The 19,633-nt window shown below is 74.6% G+C and carries 17 protein-coding genes; 11 read left to right on the plus strand and 6 right to left on the minus strand.

Annotated features, from left to right (window positions below; genetic code table 11):
* Positions 1-7 precede the first annotated feature (7 nt).
* Entirely contained in the window at positions 8-841 is an 834-nt protein-coding gene (locus ACIPSC_RS35875; protein WP_400833336.1) for a serine/threonine protein kinase, read from the minus strand.
* Between the two features lie 312 nt (positions 842-1,153).
* On the opposite strand from ACIPSC_RS35875, the gene ACIPSC_RS35880 reads away from it, so the two are divergent.
* The 3 genes from ACIPSC_RS35880 (at position 1,154) to ACIPSC_RS35890 (ending at position 4,448) form a co-directional block, all read left to right on the plus strand.
* The gene (locus ACIPSC_RS35880) at positions 1,154-1,564 is read left to right on the plus strand and encodes a hypothetical protein (RefSeq protein WP_400833339.1); all 411 of its coding nucleotides are present in this window, start codon (positions 1,154-1,156) and stop codon (positions 1,562-1,564) included.
* Positions 1,565-2,089: 525 nt separating this feature from the next.
* Positions 2,090-3,229, plus strand: coding sequence for a polysaccharide deacetylase family protein (locus tag ACIPSC_RS35885; RefSeq protein ID WP_400833342.1), 1,140 nt, complete (start codon positions 2,090-2,092; stop codon positions 3,227-3,229).
* 22 nt (positions 3,230-3,251) lie between these two features.
* A complete protein-coding gene (locus ACIPSC_RS35890; RefSeq protein WP_400833345.1) occupies positions 3,252-4,448 on the plus strand; it encodes a GNAT family N-acetyltransferase in 1,197 nt (398 codons plus the stop codon).
* A gap of 85 nt (positions 4,449-4,533) precedes the next feature.
* Here the strand turns inward: ACIPSC_RS35890 and ACIPSC_RS35895 are convergent, their stop codons facing one another.
* From ACIPSC_RS35895 to ACIPSC_RS35905, 3 genes are all read right to left on the minus strand, one after another.
* On the minus strand, positions 4,534-5,670 hold the full coding sequence (locus tag ACIPSC_RS35895) for an aminotransferase class I/II-fold pyridoxal phosphate-dependent enzyme (RefSeq protein ID WP_400833350.1): 1,137 nt from the start codon (positions 5,668-5,670) through the stop codon (positions 4,534-4,536).
* Positions 5,667-6,410 carry a transcriptional regulator gene (locus ACIPSC_RS35900; RefSeq protein ID WP_400833356.1) on the minus strand — a complete coding sequence of 248 codons (744 nt, stop codon included), beginning with the start codon at positions 6,408-6,410 and terminating at the stop codon, positions 5,667-5,669. The genes ACIPSC_RS35895 and ACIPSC_RS35900 overlap by 4 nt, the downstream gene beginning before the upstream one ends.
* Before the next feature lie 194 nt (positions 6,411-6,604).
* On the minus strand, positions 6,605-8,251 hold the full coding sequence (locus ACIPSC_RS35905) for a cytochrome D1 domain-containing protein (RefSeq protein WP_400833361.1): 1,647 nt from the start codon (positions 8,249-8,251) through the stop codon (positions 6,605-6,607).
* Positions 8,252-8,583: 332 nt separating this feature from the next.
* Here ACIPSC_RS35905 and ACIPSC_RS35910 point away from each other — a divergent pair, with 332 nt between their 5' ends.
* Positions 8,584-10,206 (plus strand): FAD-dependent monooxygenase, encoded by a 1,623-nt coding sequence (locus ACIPSC_RS35910; protein WP_400833367.1) that lies wholly within the window; start codon positions 8,584-8,586, stop codon positions 10,204-10,206.
* A gap of 28 nt (positions 10,207-10,234) precedes the next feature.
* On the opposite strand, the gene ACIPSC_RS35915 is transcribed toward ACIPSC_RS35910, so the two are convergent.
* Entirely contained in the window at positions 10,235-10,765 is a 531-nt protein-coding gene (locus ACIPSC_RS35915) for a CGNR zinc finger domain-containing protein (RefSeq protein ID WP_400833372.1), read from the minus strand.
* Between the two features lie 26 nt (positions 10,766-10,791).
* On the opposite strand from ACIPSC_RS35915, the gene ACIPSC_RS35920 reads away from it, so the two are divergent.
* The 4 genes from ACIPSC_RS35920 to ACIPSC_RS35935 all read left to right on the plus strand — a co-directional run bounded on the left by ACIPSC_RS35920 (position 10,792) and on the right by ACIPSC_RS35935 (position 16,518).
* Entirely contained in the window at positions 10,792-12,102 is a 1,311-nt protein-coding gene (locus tag ACIPSC_RS35920; protein WP_400833377.1) for an MFS transporter, read from the plus strand.
* A gap of 46 nt (positions 12,103-12,148) precedes the next feature.
* Positions 12,149-13,411, plus strand: a complete 1,263-nt coding sequence (locus ACIPSC_RS35925; RefSeq protein ID WP_400833385.1) for an MFS transporter — start codon at positions 12,149-12,151, stop codon at positions 13,409-13,411.
* A 127-nt stretch (positions 13,412-13,538) separates the two neighbouring features.
* The gene (locus tag ACIPSC_RS35930) at positions 13,539-14,663 is read left to right on the plus strand and encodes a serine hydrolase domain-containing protein (RefSeq protein WP_400833389.1); all 1,125 of its coding nucleotides are present in this window, start codon (positions 13,539-13,541) and stop codon (positions 14,661-14,663) included.
* A gap of 196 nt (positions 14,664-14,859) precedes the next feature.
* A complete protein-coding gene (locus tag ACIPSC_RS35935; RefSeq protein WP_400833392.1) occupies positions 14,860-16,518 on the plus strand; it encodes a beta-1,3-glucanase family protein in 1,659 nt (552 codons plus the stop codon).
* Positions 16,519-16,725: 207 nt separating this feature from the next.
* On the opposite strand, the gene ACIPSC_RS35940 is transcribed toward ACIPSC_RS35935, so the two are convergent.
* Entirely contained in the window at positions 16,726-17,079 is a 354-nt protein-coding gene (locus ACIPSC_RS35940) for a hypothetical protein (RefSeq protein ID WP_400833395.1), read from the minus strand.
* Between the two features lie 97 nt (positions 17,080-17,176).
* On the opposite strand from ACIPSC_RS35940, the gene ACIPSC_RS35945 reads away from it, so the two are divergent.
* From ACIPSC_RS35945 to ACIPSC_RS35955, 3 genes are read left to right on the plus strand one after another with little or no spacing between them, the layout of a single operon-like run.
* Positions 17,177-18,031 (plus strand): hypothetical protein, encoded by an 855-nt coding sequence (locus ACIPSC_RS35945; protein WP_400833398.1) that lies wholly within the window; start codon positions 17,177-17,179, stop codon positions 18,029-18,031.
* On the plus strand, positions 18,028-19,014 hold the full coding sequence (locus ACIPSC_RS35950; protein WP_400833401.1) for an alpha/beta fold hydrolase: 987 nt from the start codon (positions 18,028-18,030) through the stop codon (positions 19,012-19,014). Before ACIPSC_RS35945 ends, ACIPSC_RS35950 begins: the two co-directional genes overlap by 4 nt.
* Positions 19,015-19,048: 34 nt before the next feature.
* Positions 19,049-19,630 carry a hypothetical protein gene (locus ACIPSC_RS35955; RefSeq protein ID WP_400833404.1) on the plus strand — a complete coding sequence of 194 codons (582 nt, stop codon included), beginning with the start codon at positions 19,049-19,051 and terminating at the stop codon, positions 19,628-19,630.
* Positions 19,631-19,633 lie beyond the last annotated feature (3 nt).

Genomic DNA, 19,633 nt, shown 5'->3' on the forward strand with positions numbered 1-19,633 from the left:
CGGCAGGTCAGCGCCCGTGCCGGGGCGGGAGCAGGGCCAGATGCTCCTCCCGGACGAGGTCGAACTTCAGGGCCAGCGCCACGAGTTCCTCACGCTTGCCGCCGCTGCGCGGGCCCGGGGCGGCGGCCTCCTCCGGCGCCTCGCGCAGCCGGAGCTTGGTCGCCACCAGGTAGTCGATGTGGTAGTTGACGGCGGAGCGGGTGAGCCCGCGGCAGGACGGCAGGGCGCGCAGCCGCTCCACCACGTCGGTGGCCCCGGGGACCACGGCGGCGGAGGGCGAGCGCAGCCGCGGCTCACAGAGGGCGAGCAGGACGAGGAAGTACTTGGACGTCGGGTCGAGCGCGAACGGGCTGACCGTCAGCTCTCCGGAGTGGGCGGCCGACTCGCCATCCAGGTAGGCGTGTTGGGGGGCGAAGACCTTGAACTCGACGGGTTCGCCGAGGGCGGGCAGCAGGACGCGGGAGAACTCGAAGGGCACCGGCGCGCCGAGCCGGCCGGGAGCGACCTTGACGTGCTCGCCGGCGCCCTCCAGGTTCTCCACCACATAGGTCGCGGAGGGGCTGAAGTTGGAGAGCCGCCAGTAGTCCTCGGCTGCGGTGACCTCCCCGGCGCGGCGCGAGATGCCCTGGTCGGCGAGCGGGATGGCGGCGGGCCGGCCCGGCTCGCCGCGCCCGAACTCGGCGCTCTCGCCCGGGCCGAGGTGCAGCAGGGCGGGCCTGGCCGGCGCCGGGCCCCGGGCGGCGGCAGCGGGGCGCGGGGGCCCGGCGCAGGACCGGGCGGACCGCCCGCCGGACGCGGCCTCCGGGCGGGGTTCGGGCAGTTGGACGATGACCGTGTCCATCCGGACCACCTCCGTGGATCGGGTCGATCGTAGCCGTCCGAACCGACTCCCGCGGGTACGCCACCCGGACGAGTGAACGCCGGTGCGGCGCGCACGTCCGCCCGCTCCGACCTGGCGTCAAGCACATGATTCGTAAGCATAGTTGACTGACAGTTGAACGCTTCGGAACAAGCAGTGACACATCATCCGGTTGCAGCATGTAGTTGAACAGTCACCTTGAGTGTGATGCAGCGCACATATGTCACACGTTCGAAATATGCAAGACTCATCCCACCCAGTGAGATTCCCTTTCTTTCCAAGGAGGTTCACATCATGCGCGCTCGGATCGCAGCTCTGATGGTCGCGGCGGCAGGTATCACGGCGGCGACGATCGCCCCCGCCTCGGCGGCGGTCACGTCCGCCGAGACCGGCGCAGCCGCCTGCGCCGCCGTGGTCGACCGGCCCTGCGTCTGGCAGGAGAAGGACGGCGGGGGCGTCGTCGGCGTCGCGCAGTTCTCCGCCGCCGACCCGGGGCAGTTGACGATGGTTCAGGTCGAGGTCCGCACCCAGAAGGCCTGGGGCAGCCCGTGGATCACCACGGCCTCGGCGACCACCATCACCACCGGCTTCGTCAAGGCGGTCACCCCGCGGGTCTCCACCCACGATCTCAAGATGATCTGTGCCACCGGCGGCCCGGCCCTGGACGCGACCCAGCGGGTGACCGCCTGCACCGGGCCGTTCTGATCCCACCGCAGTGCGGTGAATGATGATCCGTCAGTGCGCGGGCGGTCGTGACCGCGTCGTCGTCTGGCGGAATGAGGCCCCAGGTGGGCCGGGCGGGTGAGAGTCCGTCACCGTCGTTCGGGTGAAAGCGCCCGGCCGGCGTTCGACGAGGTGAGGCCCGCCGGGGCCGGCAGCGAGCAGTGAAGCCGGCCCGAGACGGGGGCCGGGTGGGGATCGGGACGGCGGGCAGCAGCCCCGGCCCCCTCCCCGGCCCCTCCCCCTCCCCCTTCCCAGCAGCACCCCCAGGAACCTCCCAGCCCGCACTCGGGCCAAGGCCTCGTCAACAATGCGCCAACCTCCCGCCGAACGCCGACCGGCCTGTACAACCCTCTTCGGAGCATGGGATTTTGCACTATCTTGGGAATTCACCCGGGCGGGGCGGGCCGCCCATCCGGCAGGCACATGCCGACACGGCGGAGCCTGCCCGCGCACCGTGCACCACCCCCGCCGCCGCAGGACCTACGGGGACGAAGGGGGAGCGTGCCGATGCCCGAGGGGCCCACGCATTCGACCGGGGCCGACGCCGGCCCGACCACCAGCACGAGACCGACCGGCCCGGACGGCGGGGACCGCCGACGGGTGACGATCGGCCAGGACGCGCGCAAGACCGGCCACCTGCACGACCAGGCCCGGCAGACTTCGGCCGCACCGACCGCGCCGCCCGCGCCGGCCACTCCGACCGCCCCGCCCGGACCGCGCGGACGCCTCGCCGACCGGCGCAGCACCGTCGACGCCCTGCTCCGCCACTCCCCCGCACAGCCGCTGTTCCGCCTCCTGGCGACCCATCGGCTCGCCGTCCTCGCCTACCACGGCATCGAGGACCCGCGGACCTTCGCCCTGCAGATGGCCCGCCTGGTCCGGATCGCCCGCCCGGTCTCGCCGGCCCGGGTCGAGCAGGCCGTCCACGACGGCCGCCCGCTGCCGGACCGCAGCGTGCTGGTCACCTTCGACGACGGCGACCGCACCGTCCTCACCGAGGCGCTGCCGGTGCTGACCAGGCTGCAGATCCCGGCCGCCGCCTTCGTGGTCACCGAACACATCGACGGCGACCGGCCGTTCTGGTGGTCCGAAGCCGCCTTCCTGGCCGCCCGCGGCGGCACCGCCCGCAGCCTGGCCGGCTGCGCCCCCGGCGCGGTGGTGCGCCGGCTGAAGACGCTGCCCGACCCCGACCGCCGCACCGCGCTCGCCGAACTCCGGGAGAGCGCCGGCACCCGCGCGCCCCGGCAGGAGCAGCTCACCCGGGACGACCTGCTGACGCTCCACCGCTCCGGGGTGGCGATCGGCAACCACACCGCCGGCCACCCCTGCCTGGACCGTTGCGAGGACGACACCGTCCAGGACGAGATCACCCGCTCCCACGACGCGCTCACCGGCTGGCTCGGCGGCGAGGCGCCCACCGCCTTCGCCTACCCCAACGGCAACTTCGACGGGCGCGCCGACACCCTGCTGCGGCGCCTCGGCTACCGCGTCGGTTTCCTCTTCGACCACCGGCACGACCGGTTGCTGCCCCGACAGCCGCTGCGGATCAGCCGACTTCGGGTGAACTCCACCACCAGCCGCGACCGGTTCGACACAATTCTCTCCGGGCTTCATCCCGCCGTGCACCGGCTGCGCGGCGGGGTCTGAACAGCACTGGGGGGTTGGGGTTTTGGGGATCACCGGGAGCGGGGCGCCCGCAGGCGGAACGCACGGCACGGACAGCAGCGGCGGCAGCGCCCCGTGGGCGGGAGCGGTGGTCGGCGCGGCCGTCCGGACTCGCCCGGCGGACGGGGCGGCCGCCCGGCCGGTGCGCTACCGGTCCCCCGCCCTGCCGGCGGAGGTGCTCGACGGCTGGCGGGCGCTGGCGGCCGCCGATCCGGCCGGCTCGTGGTTCACCACGCCCGAGTGGACGCTCTCCTGGTGGGAGACGCTCGGCGCGCAGGAGGGGACGGGCGAGGTCACCGTCTGGCGCGAGGCGGACGGCCGGGTCTCGGCCGTCGTCCCGCTGCTGCGCACCCGCCGCCGCCTCCACCCGCGCGCGCCGCTGGCCGTCCCCTGCCTCACCGTGCTGGGCTCCGGCCCGGGCGCCGCCGACCACTGCGGTTTCACCGCCTCGCCCGAGCGGCGCGCCGAGGTGGCCGACTGGCTGCGGCGGCGGGGCCGGCGGGCGACGCTGCTGCTCACCGACCTCGACCCGGAGCAGACCGGTCTGCTGCCGCCCGGCGCGGTGGAGACCGGCCGCACCCCCTGCCCGCGCGCCGACCTCACCGCCGGACCGGACGCGCTCGGCTCCCGCCAGTTCCGCGCGAACCTCCGCCGGTACGGACGGAAGCTGGCCGCCGAGGGGATCACCTTCCGCTGGGTGGCCCCGGCCGCCGGGGAGGGCGAACTCGCCGAGCGCACCGAGCTGTTGCACACCGTCCTGCGCCTGCACCGGCAGCGGCGGGCCGCACTCGGCCTGCCGACCACCTTCGACCCCGCCCGCGCGCCGCTGCACCTGCGGCTGATCGAGCGCGCCGCCGCCACCGGCCGTGGCGAGGGGCCGGCCTTCCTGGTCGCCGAGCGAGCCGGCGAGGCGGTCGGCGTGCTCTACGGGTTCCGGTGGCGCGACACGTTCGCCTACTACCAGATCGGCTGGGACCAGGCCTGGGCGCCGCTGCGGCTCGGCACGGCGGTGATCGCCGAGGCCTTGCGGGCCTCCGCCGAACAGGGCCTGGCCACCTTCGACTTCCTGCGCGGCACCGAACCGTACAAGTACCGGTTCGACGCGGTGGACCGGGAGGACGTCTCGTGGCTGGTCCCGCACGGGCTCTCCGGAGCGCTGATCGGCCTCAAGTACCGTGCCAAGGCGGCCCGCAGGAGCTGAGAGCCGGCGCGCCGGCCGGACGGCGGTCGGCTCGGCCCAGGGACGTCACCGCCGCTCCGCGGACGTCACCGCCGCTCCGCCGGCGTCACCGGCGGCGGCCCTTCAGCCAGCCGGCGAAGGCGTCCAGGGCGGGCTCCGGGTCGCGGCGGCCGACGCCGATCCGGAACCGGTCGGCCGGGGTGGGGGCGAGCCCGGAGCGGAAGATGCTCGCGGGCAGCAGCAGCACGCCGGCCTCCTCGACCAGCCCGGTGCAGAACGCCTCCACGCCGTCGGCCCCGAGGTAGCGCGGGTAGGCGACGCAACCGCCGTCCGGAGCCTGCCAGTCGAAGAGCTCGGCGAACCCGGCGAAGAACTCGTCGAAGAGTGGCAGGTTGGCGGCGATGATCGCGCGGTTGCGCTCCAGGATCCGCTCGCGGTTGCCGATCGCGATCCGGGCCAGGATCTCGCTGGGCGCGGAGTTGCAGATCGTGGTGTAGTGCTTGGCGCGCTCCAGCCGCGAGCGCAACTCCCGGTCCCGGCAGGCGATCCAGCCGATCCGCAGGCCGGGCAGGCCGAGCGACTTGGAGGTGACGTTGAGCGAGAGCGCGCGCTCGGAGAGGTCCGCGGCGTTCGGCAGGGTGCGGGCCGGGTCGCGCTCCAGGCCTCGGTAGACCTCGTCGCTGAACAGGTGGATGCCGCGCTCGTCGCAGAGTTCGGCGAGGCGGGTGAAGTCGGCGGCGTCGATCACCGCGCCGGTGGGGTTGTTGGGGAAGTTCACCGAGACCACCCGGGTGTTCGGGCGCAGCGCGGCGGCCACCGCGTCCAGGTCGAGCGCCCAGCCCCGGTCGGCGTCCAGGGCGACGCCGGTGACCTCGCAGAGCGAGAGCGGGATGGTCTCGGCGGACTGGTAGTTGGGGGTCACCACGACGGCGTGGTCGTCCGGTCCGAGCAGGACCTGCATGGCCAGGTTGAGCCCCTCCTGCGCGCCGCCGAAGCAGAGCACGTCGTCGGCCTCGACCCGCTCGTACATGCCGGCGATGGCCCGGCGCAGGCCGGAGTCGCCGAAGGTCTCGGTGTAACCGAGGGTGAGGGTGTCCCAGGCCTGCCGGTCCTCGGGGCTCGCGAGGTCGAGCAGTTCGGACATCGCCATGGTCTGGGCGTCGGAGGCGGTGAGGTGGTGGCGGGCGGTGAACTCCCAGCGGGAGAAGTAGGTTTCCAGCCGGAAGTCGGGAAGCTTGGTCATCGCGTCGTCCTGGGTTGTGCGGCGGGTCGGGGGGTGGGGGTGGAGTCGGACTCAGGGCCGGGGTCGGCGTCGGGATCACTGTCGGGGTCGGCTTCGGGCTCGTGGTCGCTGCCGGGCTCGGCCTTGAGGTCGGCGAGCAGGGTGTAGACGGTGGAGCGGGACACCTTGAGCGCCGTGGCGACGGCCGGGACGGCGCGGCGCACCGCGAGCACCCCGGCCTGGTCGAGCCGGCGCAGCACGGCGATCCGGTCCTCGCGGGTGAGCCGCTCCGGTGGGCGGCCGTGGGCGCGGACGTAGCCGCCGATGACGTCGTTCATCCGCTCCGTCCAGTCGCGCTCGAAGAGCGGGGCGGGGCGGGGCGCGGTCGGGGCGGCGAAGGCGGCCAGCAGCGCCGAGGCCTGCTCCAGCGGGCCGCGGTCGAGGTTGACGCAGAGCACCGCCGAGGGCGTGCCCTCGGCGTCGCGCAGCACGGCGCTGACCGAGGAGAGCCGCCGGCCGTCGGGCAGCAGCTTCGCGTAGGGCCCGTAGACGTCAGGAGCGGACGGGCCCTGCCGGTCCAGCTCGCCGAGCAGCGACGGGTCGCCGGGGGCGCGCGCAGTCATCGGGTTCCAGATGGCCAGCACCTCGTCCCGGACGGCGTCGTGCAGCACCACCTCGGCGTACGGCCCGAGAAGCAGTGCCACGGCCTGACAGACGGGCGACCAGGCCTGGACGCGCGGGTCTGGGGTCTCTGCGGTCATATCTGGACTGTACGTCCAGTCTGGACGATTCGTCCAGTGGGTTCGGGCCCGGAACGGCGACCGCCCCCTCCCCGGGTGCGGGGAGGGGGCGGTCGCGGCGGGCCCGGCCGTGGCGGATCACCCGGCCGCCGGCCGATGACCGGGCGGCGGGCCGGCGGCCCGGCGCGGTCCGGTCACGCGGGTGCGGTCACCGCTCAGCTGCAGCTCAGCTGCGCCAGGCTGGAGGTGCAGGTGCGGGACGCCTTGTCGTTGGCCGGGGCCGGGTCGGTGGGCGCGCTCGCGGTGCGGACGGCCGTCACGGTGAAGGTCCGGCCGAGGTTGAACAGCCCGACGTGCAGCGACAGGTGCCGGGTGGTGCTCGCGCCCGACGCCAGCGGCGTGGCGAGCGTGCAGGTCAGCCGGCCGGAGGCGACGGTGCAGTCGGTGGAGGAGGCGATCATCCCGACGGGCAGGTCGGCGGTGACCGTGGCCGAGGTGGCCGCGTTCGGGCCGCGGTTCGTCACCGTGAGGGTGTAGTCGACCCGTCCGGTGAGCAGCCCGCCGACCGGTGTGGCGCCGAGCGAGACGGCGAGGTCGGCGGTGGGCGCGACGTAGGTGTACCGGTCGGCGGCGACGGGCGCGCTGGTGCCGCCGGGGGTGGTGACCCGGACGTCGACGGCGCCGGCCGCGGCGGCCGCGGGCGCGGTGGCGGTGCAGCTGGTCGCGGTGCAGGAGAAAGCGGTGGCGTTCCCGGCCGCGCCGAAGCTCACCGCGGTCGCGCCGGCCAGGTCGGTGCCGGTGACGGTGACGGTCGTGCCGCCGGCCTGCGGACCGGAGGCCGGGCTGATCCCGGTCACCGCGGGCACCGGCAGCGGGAAGCCGAGCACGGTGACGGTCCCGCCGGTGAAGTCGGCGAGGTAGCCGCGCCGCCCGTCGCGGCTGAGCGCCAGCGTGTACGGGCTGGCGCCGACCGGGACGGTCGCGGACACGGCGAGGGTGGCCGTGTCGATGACGCTGAGCGTGTCGTCGGCGTAGTTGGAGGCGTAGGCGTGGCGCCCGTCGGGTGCGAGGGTGACGGCGAACGGGTTGGTGCCGACCGTCACGGTGCCGGTGACGGTGCGGGCGGCCGGGTCCAGGACGCTCACGGTGGAGTCGCCGCCGTTGCCGGTCCAGAGCCGGGAGCCGTCGGAGCTGAGCGCCAGCCCGAAGACGCCGTGGCCGACGGGGATGTGCGCGCCCACCGTGCTGCTCGCGGTGTCGATCACCTCCACCGACTGGGCGCCCGAGGCGGCCACGTACACGTGCGCGCCGTCCGGGGCGACCGCCACGCCGTGCGGCTCCGCGCCGACGGCGACGGTGGCGGTCACGGTGTTGGTCGCCGTGTCCAGCACGCTGACGGTGGCGTCGCCGGCGTTGGTCACGTACGCGTGGGCGCCGTCGGGGGCGACGGCCACGCCGAAGGCCCCGGCACCCACCGGGACGGTCGCGGTGACGGTGTTGCTCGCGGTGTCCACCACGCTGACCGTGCCGTCGAGGTGGTGGGTCAGGTAGGCGTGCCGCCCGTCCGGCGCCACGGCCACCGCGTACGAGCCGGTGCCCGCGGTGAAGGTGGCGGCCACGGTGTCGGTGGCGGTGTCCAGGACGGTCACGGCCCCGCTGCTCTGGCTGGCGACGTAGGCCCGGGCGCCGTCCGGTGCCAGCGCCACGCCCGCCGGGTAGGCCGCGACGGCCACGGTGGCGGTGACGTTCGGCGGCGGCGCGGCCGCCGCGGCGGTGCCGGGCTGTGCCAGCAGCGCGGCCGTGGCCGCACCGGTGGCGACCACGGCCGTCCAGGCGCGGCGGGGTGAACGACGTATTCTCACGAGGGGTTTCTCCAGGCTCGTCGGGGGACGGGGCGGGTGTGCGGCACGGTGACCCGTGCCGCACGGTGGCGGCTCCGTGATCGAACCGGAGCCGCACGAAGCGTAGAAGCCTGCTTGACCGACCGTCAGGACTTGATCGTCTTTGTTGCCAAGTGTTCAAAATTGGTCGCAATCTGACGGGGACGGCCGGGCCTGCCGTTCACCTCGCCGCCTCCCCCGCCCTCGGCCCCGTCCGGTCGCCGGGCCGCGCAGCGCGGCGCCGGCCACCGGTGGCGGCCCGCCGCAGGTCGGGCGCAGCCTGGAGGGAGTCGGACGAGCCCCCGGGAGCGGTCATGGACGAGATCGACGTGCTGGTGGTGGGTGCGGGCCCGGTGGGGCTGACGGCCGCGGCCGAGCTGCGGCGCCACGGCGTCGGCTGCCGGATCGTGGACCGGCTGGCCGCCCCGCAGCACTACGCCAAGGCGGTCGGCGTCCAGCCGCGCACGATGGAGGTCTGGGACACCATGGGCCTGGTCCGCGCGGCGCTCGACGAGGCGGTGCCGATGCTCGGCCAGCTCCTCTACTCCGACGGGAAGCCCGGCCCGCGGATCGACCTCGTCCTGCCGCCGGACGTGCCGTACTGCTTCGCCGCCCTGCCGCAGTACACGACGGAGCGCCTGCTCACCGAGCACCTCGCGGGCTTCGGCACCCGCGTCGAGCGCGGCACCGAGCTGGTCTCCCTGGAGCCGGACGCCGACCACGTCCGGGCCGGACTCCGGGGCCCGGACGGGCCGCGGGAGGTACGGGCGCGCCACGTGGTCGGCTGCGACGGCGCCCACAGCCCGGTGCGGAAGGCCGCCGGGCTGAGCTTCGGGGGCGACGCCTTCCCCGAGCAGTACATGCTGGGCGACGTCGAGGTCGACTGGGACCTCCCGCCCGGGTACGGCATCCGGTCCACGCACCACGACGCGGAGGGGCGGGTCGACGACGTGCTGGTCTGCATCCCGCTTCCCGGGCGGGGCCGCTACCGGATGTCGATGATGGTGCCCGACGAGCTGGCCGCCGACCCGGCGGGCGGTGTGCAGCACGGGCTGGAGGGCGGCCGGACCCCCGAGCTTCGGCACATCCAGGCCGTGCTCGACCGGCTCTCGCCCCAGCCGGCCCGGGCCTCCTCGCTGCGCTGGTCGTCCACCTTCCGGATCAGCCACCGCCTGGTGGACCGCTACCGGGCGGGCCGCCTCTTCCTGGCCGGCGACGCCGCGCACATCCACCCGCCGACCGGGGCCCAGGGCATGAACACCGGTATCCAGGACGCCTACAACCTCGCCTGGAAGCTGGCGCTCGCCGTGCGGGGGCTGGGCGCGGACGGCCTGCTCGACAGTTACCACGCCGAACGGCACCCGGTCGGCGAGGAGGTGGTCGGGCGGACCGTGCGGCACGCCAGGGCAGCGGGCGTGCCGGCCGACGCCGAGGACCTCGACACGGTGCTGCGGCGGGAGGCGCAGCTGCTGGTCGGGTACCCGGACGGCCCGCTGACCGAGCCGCCCCCGGGGGCGGCGGACGCCGCGCCCGCCGGCCCCGCGCCGGGCGACCGGGCGCCGGACTGCCGGGGGCTGGAGCGCGACCTGGCGACGTACCCGGTCCGCCTCTTCGACCTGCTGCGCAGCCCGCGGCACACCCTGCTGCTCCACGTCGACCCCGGCGCCCCCGACGACCAGGTCACCACCTGCGCGGTCGCCGCCCTGTCCGCGGCCCACGGGCAGCTGGACGTCTATGCAGTGCTCGCCCCCGGCGCGCCCGCGCCGCAGTGGCGCCTGCCGTCCGTGCGCGACGCCGCGGCCGAGTTCGCGGCCGCGTACCGGCCCCGCCCCGGGGAGGCCTTCCTCGTGCGGCCCGACGGGTACCTCGCCGGCCGCTTCGCCCCGCCCGCCCCGGAGCGCCTGGCCACCTGCCTGCGCCGGACGTTCGCGGCGTGACCGTGGGCCGCGGACGGGCCCCGGTGGGTCAGAGCCGCGCCGGCGCGCCCCGGGCCCGGTGGCGGCGGACGGCGTCGCGGTTGGCGCAGCGCTGGGAGCAGTAGCGACGGCGGCCCGTGCGGGAGGTGTCGGCGAAGATCACGGTGCACTCGGCCACGGTGCAGCGGCCGAGCCGGTCCATGCCGCGGCCCGCCAGGTGCAGCGCGGTGCCGACGGCGAACAGCGAGAACAGCACAGCGCCGAGCGGCTGGTGCTCGTCGCGGTAGTGCAGGTGCCAGCCGCTGCCGGCGTGGTCGATCAGCCGCGGGTGGGCGGAGGCCTCCGCGAGCATCCGGTTGAGCCGCCCGGCCCGCTCGCTCCCGGGAGCGGCGTCCACGACGCGCTCCCAGGCGTCGACGGCGGACAGCGTGCGGGCGAGGTCCTCGGGTCCGACGGCGTGCTCCAGGGTCAGCCCGGCGACGCGGCAGCGGTCCGCGAGCTCCTCGACACCGGTCGGGCGACGGTTGGCCAGGTCGGCGGCGAGGTTGACGGCGTCCGCGCCGTAAGGGTTGAGGTGCACAAGGGCATTACAGCACGCTGGTCGGCATGACACAGCCCCCCGTCGCGGTGCGAAGTTCTTCGGCCGACGCCGTGGTGACGGATCATCACCGTCGTACCGCCCGGCCGGGATACCGGTGGACCGTGCTCGGCGCCGCCACCTTCGCCCAGGTCACCTCCTGCTTCTTCGTCCAGGGCATCGGGGCGACGGGTGTGCAGCTCCGGCACGACCTCGACCTGAGCACCGCTCAGCTGGGGCTGCTGCTGTCGGCGGCCCAGGCGGTTCCGCTGGTCGGACTGCTGGTGGCCGGCGAGCTGCTGGACCGCTACGGCGAGCGCTGGATCGTCGGCGCCGGGGCCTGCGTGGTCGCGGCCGGCCTGCTCGCGGGCAGCGCGGCGCCCGGCTACCCGGCCCTGCTGTCGGCCCTGGTGGTCGTCGGCGCCGGCTACAGCACGGCGCAGCCCGGCGGCAGCAAGTCGGTGGCGGGCTGGTTCGACCCGTCCCGGCGGGGGCTCGCGATGGGCATCCGGCAGGCGGGTCTGCCGCTGGGCGGTGCCCTCGCCGCGGCCGTCCAGCCGGTGCTGGCCGAGGCGTTCGGCTGGCGGGCGACGCTGCTGTGCGGCGGGCTGGTCGCGCTGCTGGGGGCGGCGGTCTTCACCGGCCTGTACCGCCCGCCGCCCGGCCGGCCCGCGGCCGCGTCTCCGGCCGGCCGGCGGGCCGACGCGCCGCCCGCAGCACGTGCTCCGGCGGGTCGACGGCTGCGCGAGCGGCTGCGGACGGTCCGCGATCCCGCCATGGCGAGGATCATGCTCTCCGGGACCAGCCTGGTCGCGGTGCAGAGCGGCGTCCTCGTGCTGACCGTGCTTCACCTCCACGACACGGCCGGGCTCGGCCCCGGGGCGGCGGCGCTCGTCCTGGTGGCCGCGCAGGGTGCGGGCGCGGTCGGCCGCATCTCCCTCGCGGCCTGGAGCGACCGCCGCACCTCCGGGCGCTACGCCACTGTCATGGCCTGCATGGCGGCCGCGACCGCCGCGACGGCGGCGCTGGCCACCCCGCTCGGGCACTCGGCGGTCGCCGCCTGCCTGCTCCTCGTCGGTCTGGGGTTCTTCGGCCTCGGCTGGTACGGCCCCTGGGTCACGTACGTGGCCGAGTCCGCGCCGCCGGAGCGGACCGGCTTCGCCCTGGGCCTGGCCATGGCCGTCAACCAGGTCGCCGTCATCGCTGCCCCGCCCGTGCTCGGCCTGCTGCGGGACGCCACGCACGGCTTCGCCCCCGCCTGGGGCCTGCTCGCCGCCTTCACGGCCGCGGCCCTGGCCGTCACGGCCCGAGCCGAGCGCCGCCGCCCGACCGGCGTCTGAGCACAGAGCCGCCCCTCTCCCCCCCTCCAGAACCGGAGCCCCCGCCATGCCCCGTCTCCTCCCGGAACCCGGCCCCCAACGCGTCGTCGCCGCCTCCAACTTCGTCCAGACCCTGGGCAGCGGCCTCTACCTGACCGCCGGCGTCCTCTACTTCACCGAGGCCGCGCACCTGCCGGCCGGCCAGGTCGGCCTCGGGCTCGGCATCGCCGGCCTGCTCGCCCTCGCGGTGGGCGTCGCCGCCGGACGGCTCGCCGACACCCGCGACGCCCGTGGCGTCTACACGGCCACCCTGGCCGTGCGGGCGCTCGCCACGCTCGCCTTCCTCACGGCCGACAGCTTCTGGCCGTTCGTCCTCGCGGTCTGTGCCGCCGCCGGCGCGCAGGCCGCCGGGCTCGCCGCGCGCGGACCGATCATCCGACGGCACGGCGGCGCGCGGCCCCAGGAGTTCCGTGGCTACCTGCGCGCGGTCACCAACGTCGGCGTCTCCTTCGGCGCCCTGCTGGCCGGCTGGGCCGTCCAGACCGGCACCCCCGCCGCCTACCGGCTCCTGGTGCTCGGTACGGCGGCCGCCTTCGCCGCCTCCGCAGCCGTGATCCTCCTGCTCCCGCCGGTCACCCCCGGGCCCGGCGTCGACGGCCCGCGCTGGATCGCCCTGCGGGACCGGCCGTACCTGCTGCTCACCGCCGTCGACGGCGTCATGGCGATCCAGTTCAAGGTGCTCACGGTGGCCGTCCCGCTCTGGCTGATCGCCGCCACGGCCGCCCCGCGCTGGCTGGTCGCCGGCTCCATGCTGGTCAACACCGCCCTGGTGGTCGGCTGCCAGGTCCGGGCCGGCCGCGGCATCACCTCCCCGGCGGCCGGAGCGCGGGCCTACCGCCGGGCGGGTGTGGCGTTCCTGCTCTCCTGCGCCCTGTTCTCGCTCTCCGCAGGCACCCCGGCGTGGGCCGCCACAGTGCTGGTGCTGACCGCGGTGGTGATCCACACGGTCGGCGAACTCTGGCACGCCGCCGGCGGCTTCGAGATCTCCTTCGCGCTGGCTCCGGAGCACGCCACCGGCCAGTACCAGGGGGTGTTCGGCCTCGGCGCCGGCCTGGCCGAGGCGGTCGGGCCGGGCCTGCTGATCGCCCTCTGCCTCACCTGGGGCCGCCCGGGCTGGTACGTCGTCGGCGCGCTGCTGGCACTGACCGGCCTCGCCGCCCCGCTCGTCGTCAGGCTGACCGGACGGCCGCGGGAGGTCGTCCGCCCGGGCACCGACCGCCTCCGGCCCGGGCTGCGAGCGGCGGAGGCGGGCGCCGCCCCGGGGCATTGACCCGCCCCGGCCATGGCCCCCGACGGTTTCCGGACAGGTCTGCGTGCCTCGCAACCGCCCGCCGTCGGCGGGTCGTCCTCGTGCACACGGGGGCGGGGGACGAGGGCTACGGACCTCAGGAGACACGATGGCTCTCAGCAGGACGATCCGGCGTGCGGCGGCCGCGGTGGCGGCGGCATCCGCGCTGGTGGTGGGGACGGCGCTGCCGGCGGCGGCCGGCGGCACCGGGCACGGCGCGACGAGGACGGCGATGGACGCGGCGCTCCGCGCCGAAGGACTGCCCGGCGTGATCGCCACGGCCCGGACGGGGCAGAGGACGTGGTCCGCCGCCGTCGGCGTGGCCGACACCTCGACGGGGCAGCCGCGGTCGCCCCGGGAGCGGTACCGGATCGGGAGCGTGACGAAGACCTTCGTCGCCACCGTGGTGCTCCAGCTCCAGGCCGAACGGCGGCTCGACCTCGACGACACCGTGGAGAAGTGGCTGCCGGGCGTGGTCGGCGGCAACGGGAACGACGGATCACGGATCACCGTCCGGCAACTGCTCGCCCACACCAGCGGCCTGTTCAGCTACGACGAGGACCCTGGGCTGGCCGAGCTCCTGTTCACCCCGGCGTTCCTCACCCACCGCTACGACACCTACCGCCCGGAGGAGCTGGTGCGGATCGCGACGTCGCACCCGCCGTTGTTCCCGCCGGGGACGCAGCGTCAGTACTCCAACACCAACTTCGTCCTGGCCGGGATGATCGTCGCCCGGGTGACCGGGCACCCCTACGGCGAGGAGATCGAACGGAGGATCATCCGGCCGCTGGGCCTCTCCGCCACCAGCCTGCCCGGCACCGCCGCCGGCCTGCCCCGACCGCACGCCCGCGGCTACTCCACCCTCGCCGGCGGCACGCCGCCCCCGGTGGACACCACCGAGCTGAACCCCTCCTGGGGCGGCGCGGCCGGGGAGATGATCTCCACCGGCGAAGACCTCACCCGCTTCCTCTCCGCACTGATGCGCGGCCGGCTCCTCCCGAAGGCCGCGCTGGACGAGATGCTCGGCGGCGGCGCCGACGCCAAACGCGGGCTCGGCATCGGTGGCGCCACGCTCTCCTGCGGCGTCACCGTCTGGGGTCACGAGGGCGGCATCCACGGCTCCTCCACCCTCGCCCTGACGACGCGGGACGGCGGCCACGCGGTGGCGTTCAACGTCAATGCCGACTGGTTCACCGGCGAACTCGGTCTCGCCGAGGCCGAGTTCTGCAGCTGACCGGGTGATGCCGAGGAGCCCGGCCGACGACCGACCCCCTGCCGGGCCCCTTTCGTGATCTTCAACAAATGAACACATTCAGGCTTAAGGGCCACTTACGGTTTCAGACGTTGACGTGTCCGGGTCCGGGCGGGAGGGTGGCGGCAGGGCGGTGCAGTCCGCGCCGCCGATCCACCCCCACGCCCCCGGAGCCCTCGTGATCACTCGTCGGACCATGCTCGGCGCCTCCGTCGCGGCCCTGACCGCGCCCACCCTCTTCGCCCTGTCGCAGACCGCGGACGGCAGCACCACCCCGCAGCGGCTCGACGTCGATCTGGTCAACACCGTGTCGTCCCAGCCGGTTTACGCCTACGTCCTCGGCCTCGACCCGGCCCAGGGCAACAGCTGGGCGTTCCTGCGCTCCGACGGCAGCACCCTCTACCACCCCTCCTCCCCCGCCTCGCCGGGCGCGCCGCTCGGCGCGGACTGCGCCATCGCGCTGGGTGCCGCCGGCAGCGCGCCGCGCCGGATCCACCTGCCGTACCTCTCCAGCGGGCGGATCTACTTCTCCGTCGGCCGCGAGCTGGTCTTCCTGATCAACCCGGGGCCGGGCATCGCGCTGCCCTCGGTGAGCAACCCCACCGACCCCAACATCGGCACGCCCTACGGCTTCTGCGAATTCACCTACGGGCCGGACCAGTTGTACGCCAACATCAGCTACGTCGACTTCGCCTCCGTCCCGATCGCATTCGACCTGACCGCCGCCGACGGGCGGCAGAGCGTCAACGGCCTGCCCGCCGGCGGCCTGGAGTCGGCAGCCAGTGCGCTGCGCACGCAGGCCGCCCGCGACGGCGGCGACTGGGCGCGGCTGATCGTCCCGGACTCCGCCGGCCGACCGCTGCGCATCCTCAGCCCCAACACCGCCATCAGCGCCAACCCGTCGCTGTTCAACGGCTACCTGGACAGCTACCTGGGCGCCGTGTGGCAGAAGTACCGGACCACCGACCTGGTCATCGACACCCAGGCCGGCTGGGGCACCGTCACCGGCCGGGTCGCCAACGGCGTGCTGACCTTCCCTGGCGTCGGCGGCTTCGCCCAGCCCTCCACCGCCGCCGTCTTCAACTGCAGCTCGGCGCCGTTCACCACCGGCAACGACCTGATGGGCAACCTGAGCGCGCGGCTCGCCGCCGCACTCAACCGCACCACCCTGCTGGACAATCCGCGCCAGCCGAACGGCGAGAACCCGGCCGCCTTCTACACCGCCGCACGCACCAACCACTACGCCCGCATCCTGCACGCGGCCAACCCCGACCACCTCGGCTACGCGTTCCCGTACGACGACGTCCGCCCGGAGGGTGTGGACTTCGAGGGCAGGGTGCAGTCGGCGAGCCCGCGCCTGTTCTCCGTCACCGTCGGCGGTGGCCACGGCCAGACCGACCCCACGCCGTCGCCGACACCCGGCGGCGGGACGAGCGCGTTCGGCACCATCCAGGCCGAGTCGTACAACTCGCAGTCCGGCACCGCGGTGGAGAGCTGCGGCGACACCGGCGGCGGCCGGGACGTCGGCTGGATCTCGAACGGCGACTGGCTCGGCTACGCCGGCGTGGAGTTCGGCAGCTCCGGCGCGACCCGGTTCCAGGCACGGGTCGCCTCCGGCGCCGCGCCCGGCGTCAGCGGGCTGGTCCAGGTACGGCTGGACAGCCCGACCGCCGCCCCGGTCGGCAGCTTCGCCGTCGCCAACACCGGCGGCTGGCAGAACTGGCGGACGGTACCCGCCGACATCGCCCGGACCACCGGCACCCACACCGTGTATCTGACTTTCGCCAGCGGACAGGGCGCCGACTTCGTCAACCTCAACTGGTTCACGTTCGGCTAGGGATCGTCGTCAAGGTCGGCCTCAGCCATCCCGCGATCACGACGCCCGCACCCTGCCGGGACAATCCGGGTCGAGAACCGTCCGCCACCTCCGCCGACAGGCGCACCAAGCCGCCGCCGGCACCCGACGGGCAACCATCACTGAGACAACCCCTCGCCAGTCCACTTCGGTGAGACTGACCCAAACTCCATGGAGACGGGACATGCTTCAGGACTGACTCAAGAGCGCGAAGAACGGCACGAGCGTCGCAGCCGTGCACACAGGCCAGTACCACGTTGCCCGGACGGCCGTCGTCCTGCGGCGCATCCACCCGTTGACCAACCCCCAGATCGGGCCGAACAGGCAGAGCACCGGCACGATGATGACCGCCGCGGTGAGGACCCAGAGCGGGTCGACGAGCGTTGCCGTGCAGCCGCGCGAACCGCTGCGGCCGGGCGCTCCGACCGCGAGGGCCCCGACCGCGAGGGCCCCGACCGCGGCGAACCAGCCGATTCGGCATCGTCCGATCGTGTCCGTGAGCCTGCCCGCGCCCGGCTTGCAGCAGCCGCCGGCATCGGCCACGGTGGAACGGTAGGGACCGTGTGTGGGACACCCGTCACAGCAGGTGTCTGCACGGCGCGGTGCAGCAGTGGCGTTGTTCGGAGGCCGCATGCTACCGATGAGACGGATCCCAGAGGCCGTGGGCAGGCCGGTCGCCGGCGGTGAGGCCGCCGCCGTGGACCGGGTCTTCGTGAGGATCGAGAAGATCGGCGCCATGGGTGCGCTGATCGGGGCGCTGGAGCAGCTCGCCGTGCCGTCCACGCTCGGTGACGACGGCATCTTCTCCTGGACCGTGAACCGGACCAGGTTCCGCCGCATCGACCGGTTCCCTCTGACCTACCTGTCCAAGGTGCTGGAGTACCCGCGGGTGCTCGTGATTCCGCGGGTGCGGCTGGCGGCGGCGGCCCGGATGCTGCTGGGCCACCCGGGCGGAGGGGAACGCGCCCTGCTGCTGTTCGCGCTCACCGGCACGGCCGCCGGGATGCAGGTGCGTCAGTACTACGGGTTCGACGGGTCGGACAACATCTCCCTGGTGACCTTCCTGGTCGCGACGGCGGCCAAGGCCTTCCCCGGCGACGATCGGGCGCGGGAGGCGTGCCTGCGGTTCATCGCCTTCCACGCATGCGTGGCCTATACCGCCGCCGGGGCGGTCAAGCTGGTGTCCCCGGTGTGGCGGGACGGCTCCGCCATCACCGGGATCCTGCGCACCCGCGTCTACGGGGACCGGGGCCTGTACCGGCTGGTGCGCCGTCGTCCCGCCCTCGCCCGTACCGTGGCGTGGGGCGTGATCCTGGGCGAGCTGACGTTCCCGCTGGTGCTGGTGGCCCCCAAACCGGTGGCCCGGGGCATCCTGGGCGCGGGCGTCGTCTTCCACCTCGCCAACGGCCGGTACATGGGCCTGAACCGCTTCCTGTGGGCGTTCACGGCCACCTACCCGGCGATCGCCCACGTCTCCCGGTCGCTCCGCCCGTGAACACCTGTCCGGTGGCCCCGGCCGCCGTCCCCAGCCGCAGCCGCAGTGGTGCGTTCCAGGACCGGCTGATGGCCGGCGCCCTGGTCGCCACCGCCGCGGGCGTGGTCGTCACGGAGCTGAGGAACAGCGGCACGCCCCCGGCCCCGCCGGGCCGGATCGTTCGGGTGGGCGGCCGTGCGCTGCACGTCCTGGAGCGGCCGGGGCGGGCGCCGACGGTGGTCCTGGAGAGCGGCCTGGGCACCCCGGCCACGGTGTGGAGCTGGGTCCTGGAGCAGTTGCGGGAGGGCACGTGCGCCGTGGCGTACGACCGGCCCGGGATCGGATGGAGCGCCGCGGGGCGCAGCGGGCTGGACGGTGCCCGGTATCCGGACCATCTGCTGGAGGTTCTTCGGCGTTCGGGTGCGCGGGCGCCGTTCGTTCTGGTGGGGCACTCGGTCGGCGGGCTGCTGATCAGGATCTTCGCGCAGCGCTGTCCGGAACTGACCGCCGGTCTGGTGTTCGTGGACTCCGCGCATCCCGAGCAGTGCCGGCGCTCGGCCCGGCAGCGGGCGGGTCTGGCGTTGTTCGGGCAGTCGCTGGACCGGATGGTCACGCGCAGTGTACTGGGCCTGCCCGAGCAGGGTGCGGTGGCGGAGGACCTGTTGCTGTTGCCGGCGGAGGTCCGCGCTGCGACGAAGCGGGCGATGTTCCGGTTCTCCTCGCTGCTGGCCGCGCGGGGTGAGTTCGGTCTGAGCCGGGCGGACTGGTCGGGGCGGGCGGCTGTGCTGGCCTCGGTGGCGCCGTGTCCGGTCGCGGTGGTCTCCGCGGGCGTCACGTACGGGCGGGATCCGGCGTACGGCGGGCTTCAGTGTGAGCTGGGTGCGCTGTCGTCGGTGAGTTGGTCGCAGGTCGTGGCGGGGGCCGGTCATGTGTCGCTGCTGACCGATCGGTGGCACGCGGCGCGGGTGGCCGAGGCGGTCCACTGGGTCATCGACCACGGGTGAAGCGGGAGTTGCGGAGAGAGGGTGGTGAGGACGGATGGCTTCGACGGTTGCCGGGCCGGTGGCCCGTGAGCTGCTGTACGCGGGCCTGTGCGGTTGGGGCGCTCTGACGGTGCTGCGTCAGATGGGTTTGGGCCGGGGTGTCCTGGTGCGTCTGGGGTGGGCGGGCAGGGTCGTCCCGAACTACCGGTTCTTCGGGCCGACCCCGTCGATGCACGATCTGCACGTCCTGGTGCGGGACGGGCTGGAGGGCGAGCGGGTGGGGCGGTGGCGGGAGTTGGACGTCGGCCGGGAGCGTAGCGCGGTCCACGTGCTGTGGGCGCCGCACCGGCGGGTGGAGAAGGGGCTGCTCGACGCGGCGCGGGAGATGGCGGTCATCCGGCGCGGGGGCGCCGGGGCGCGGCAGTGGAAGACCACGATCGCGTACCTGGCGCTGCTGAACGTGGCCACGTTCGGGGTCCTCCACGAACGGGGGGCGCGGCAGACCCAGTTCGCGATCGCCAGGACGGCGGCGTACGAGCCGCGGGTGGAGCCGGAGATCCTCTTCGTGTCCGACTTCCACGACCTGGACGCCGGGCCCGGCATGTACGGAATCCCTGCGGGAAGCAAAGGAGAGTGATTC

It is taken from the genome of Kitasatospora sp. NPDC090091, from assembly GCF_044747365.1.
In the GTDB taxonomy this organism is placed as follows: Bacteria; Actinomycetota; Actinomycetes; order Streptomycetales; family Streptomycetaceae; genus Kitasatospora.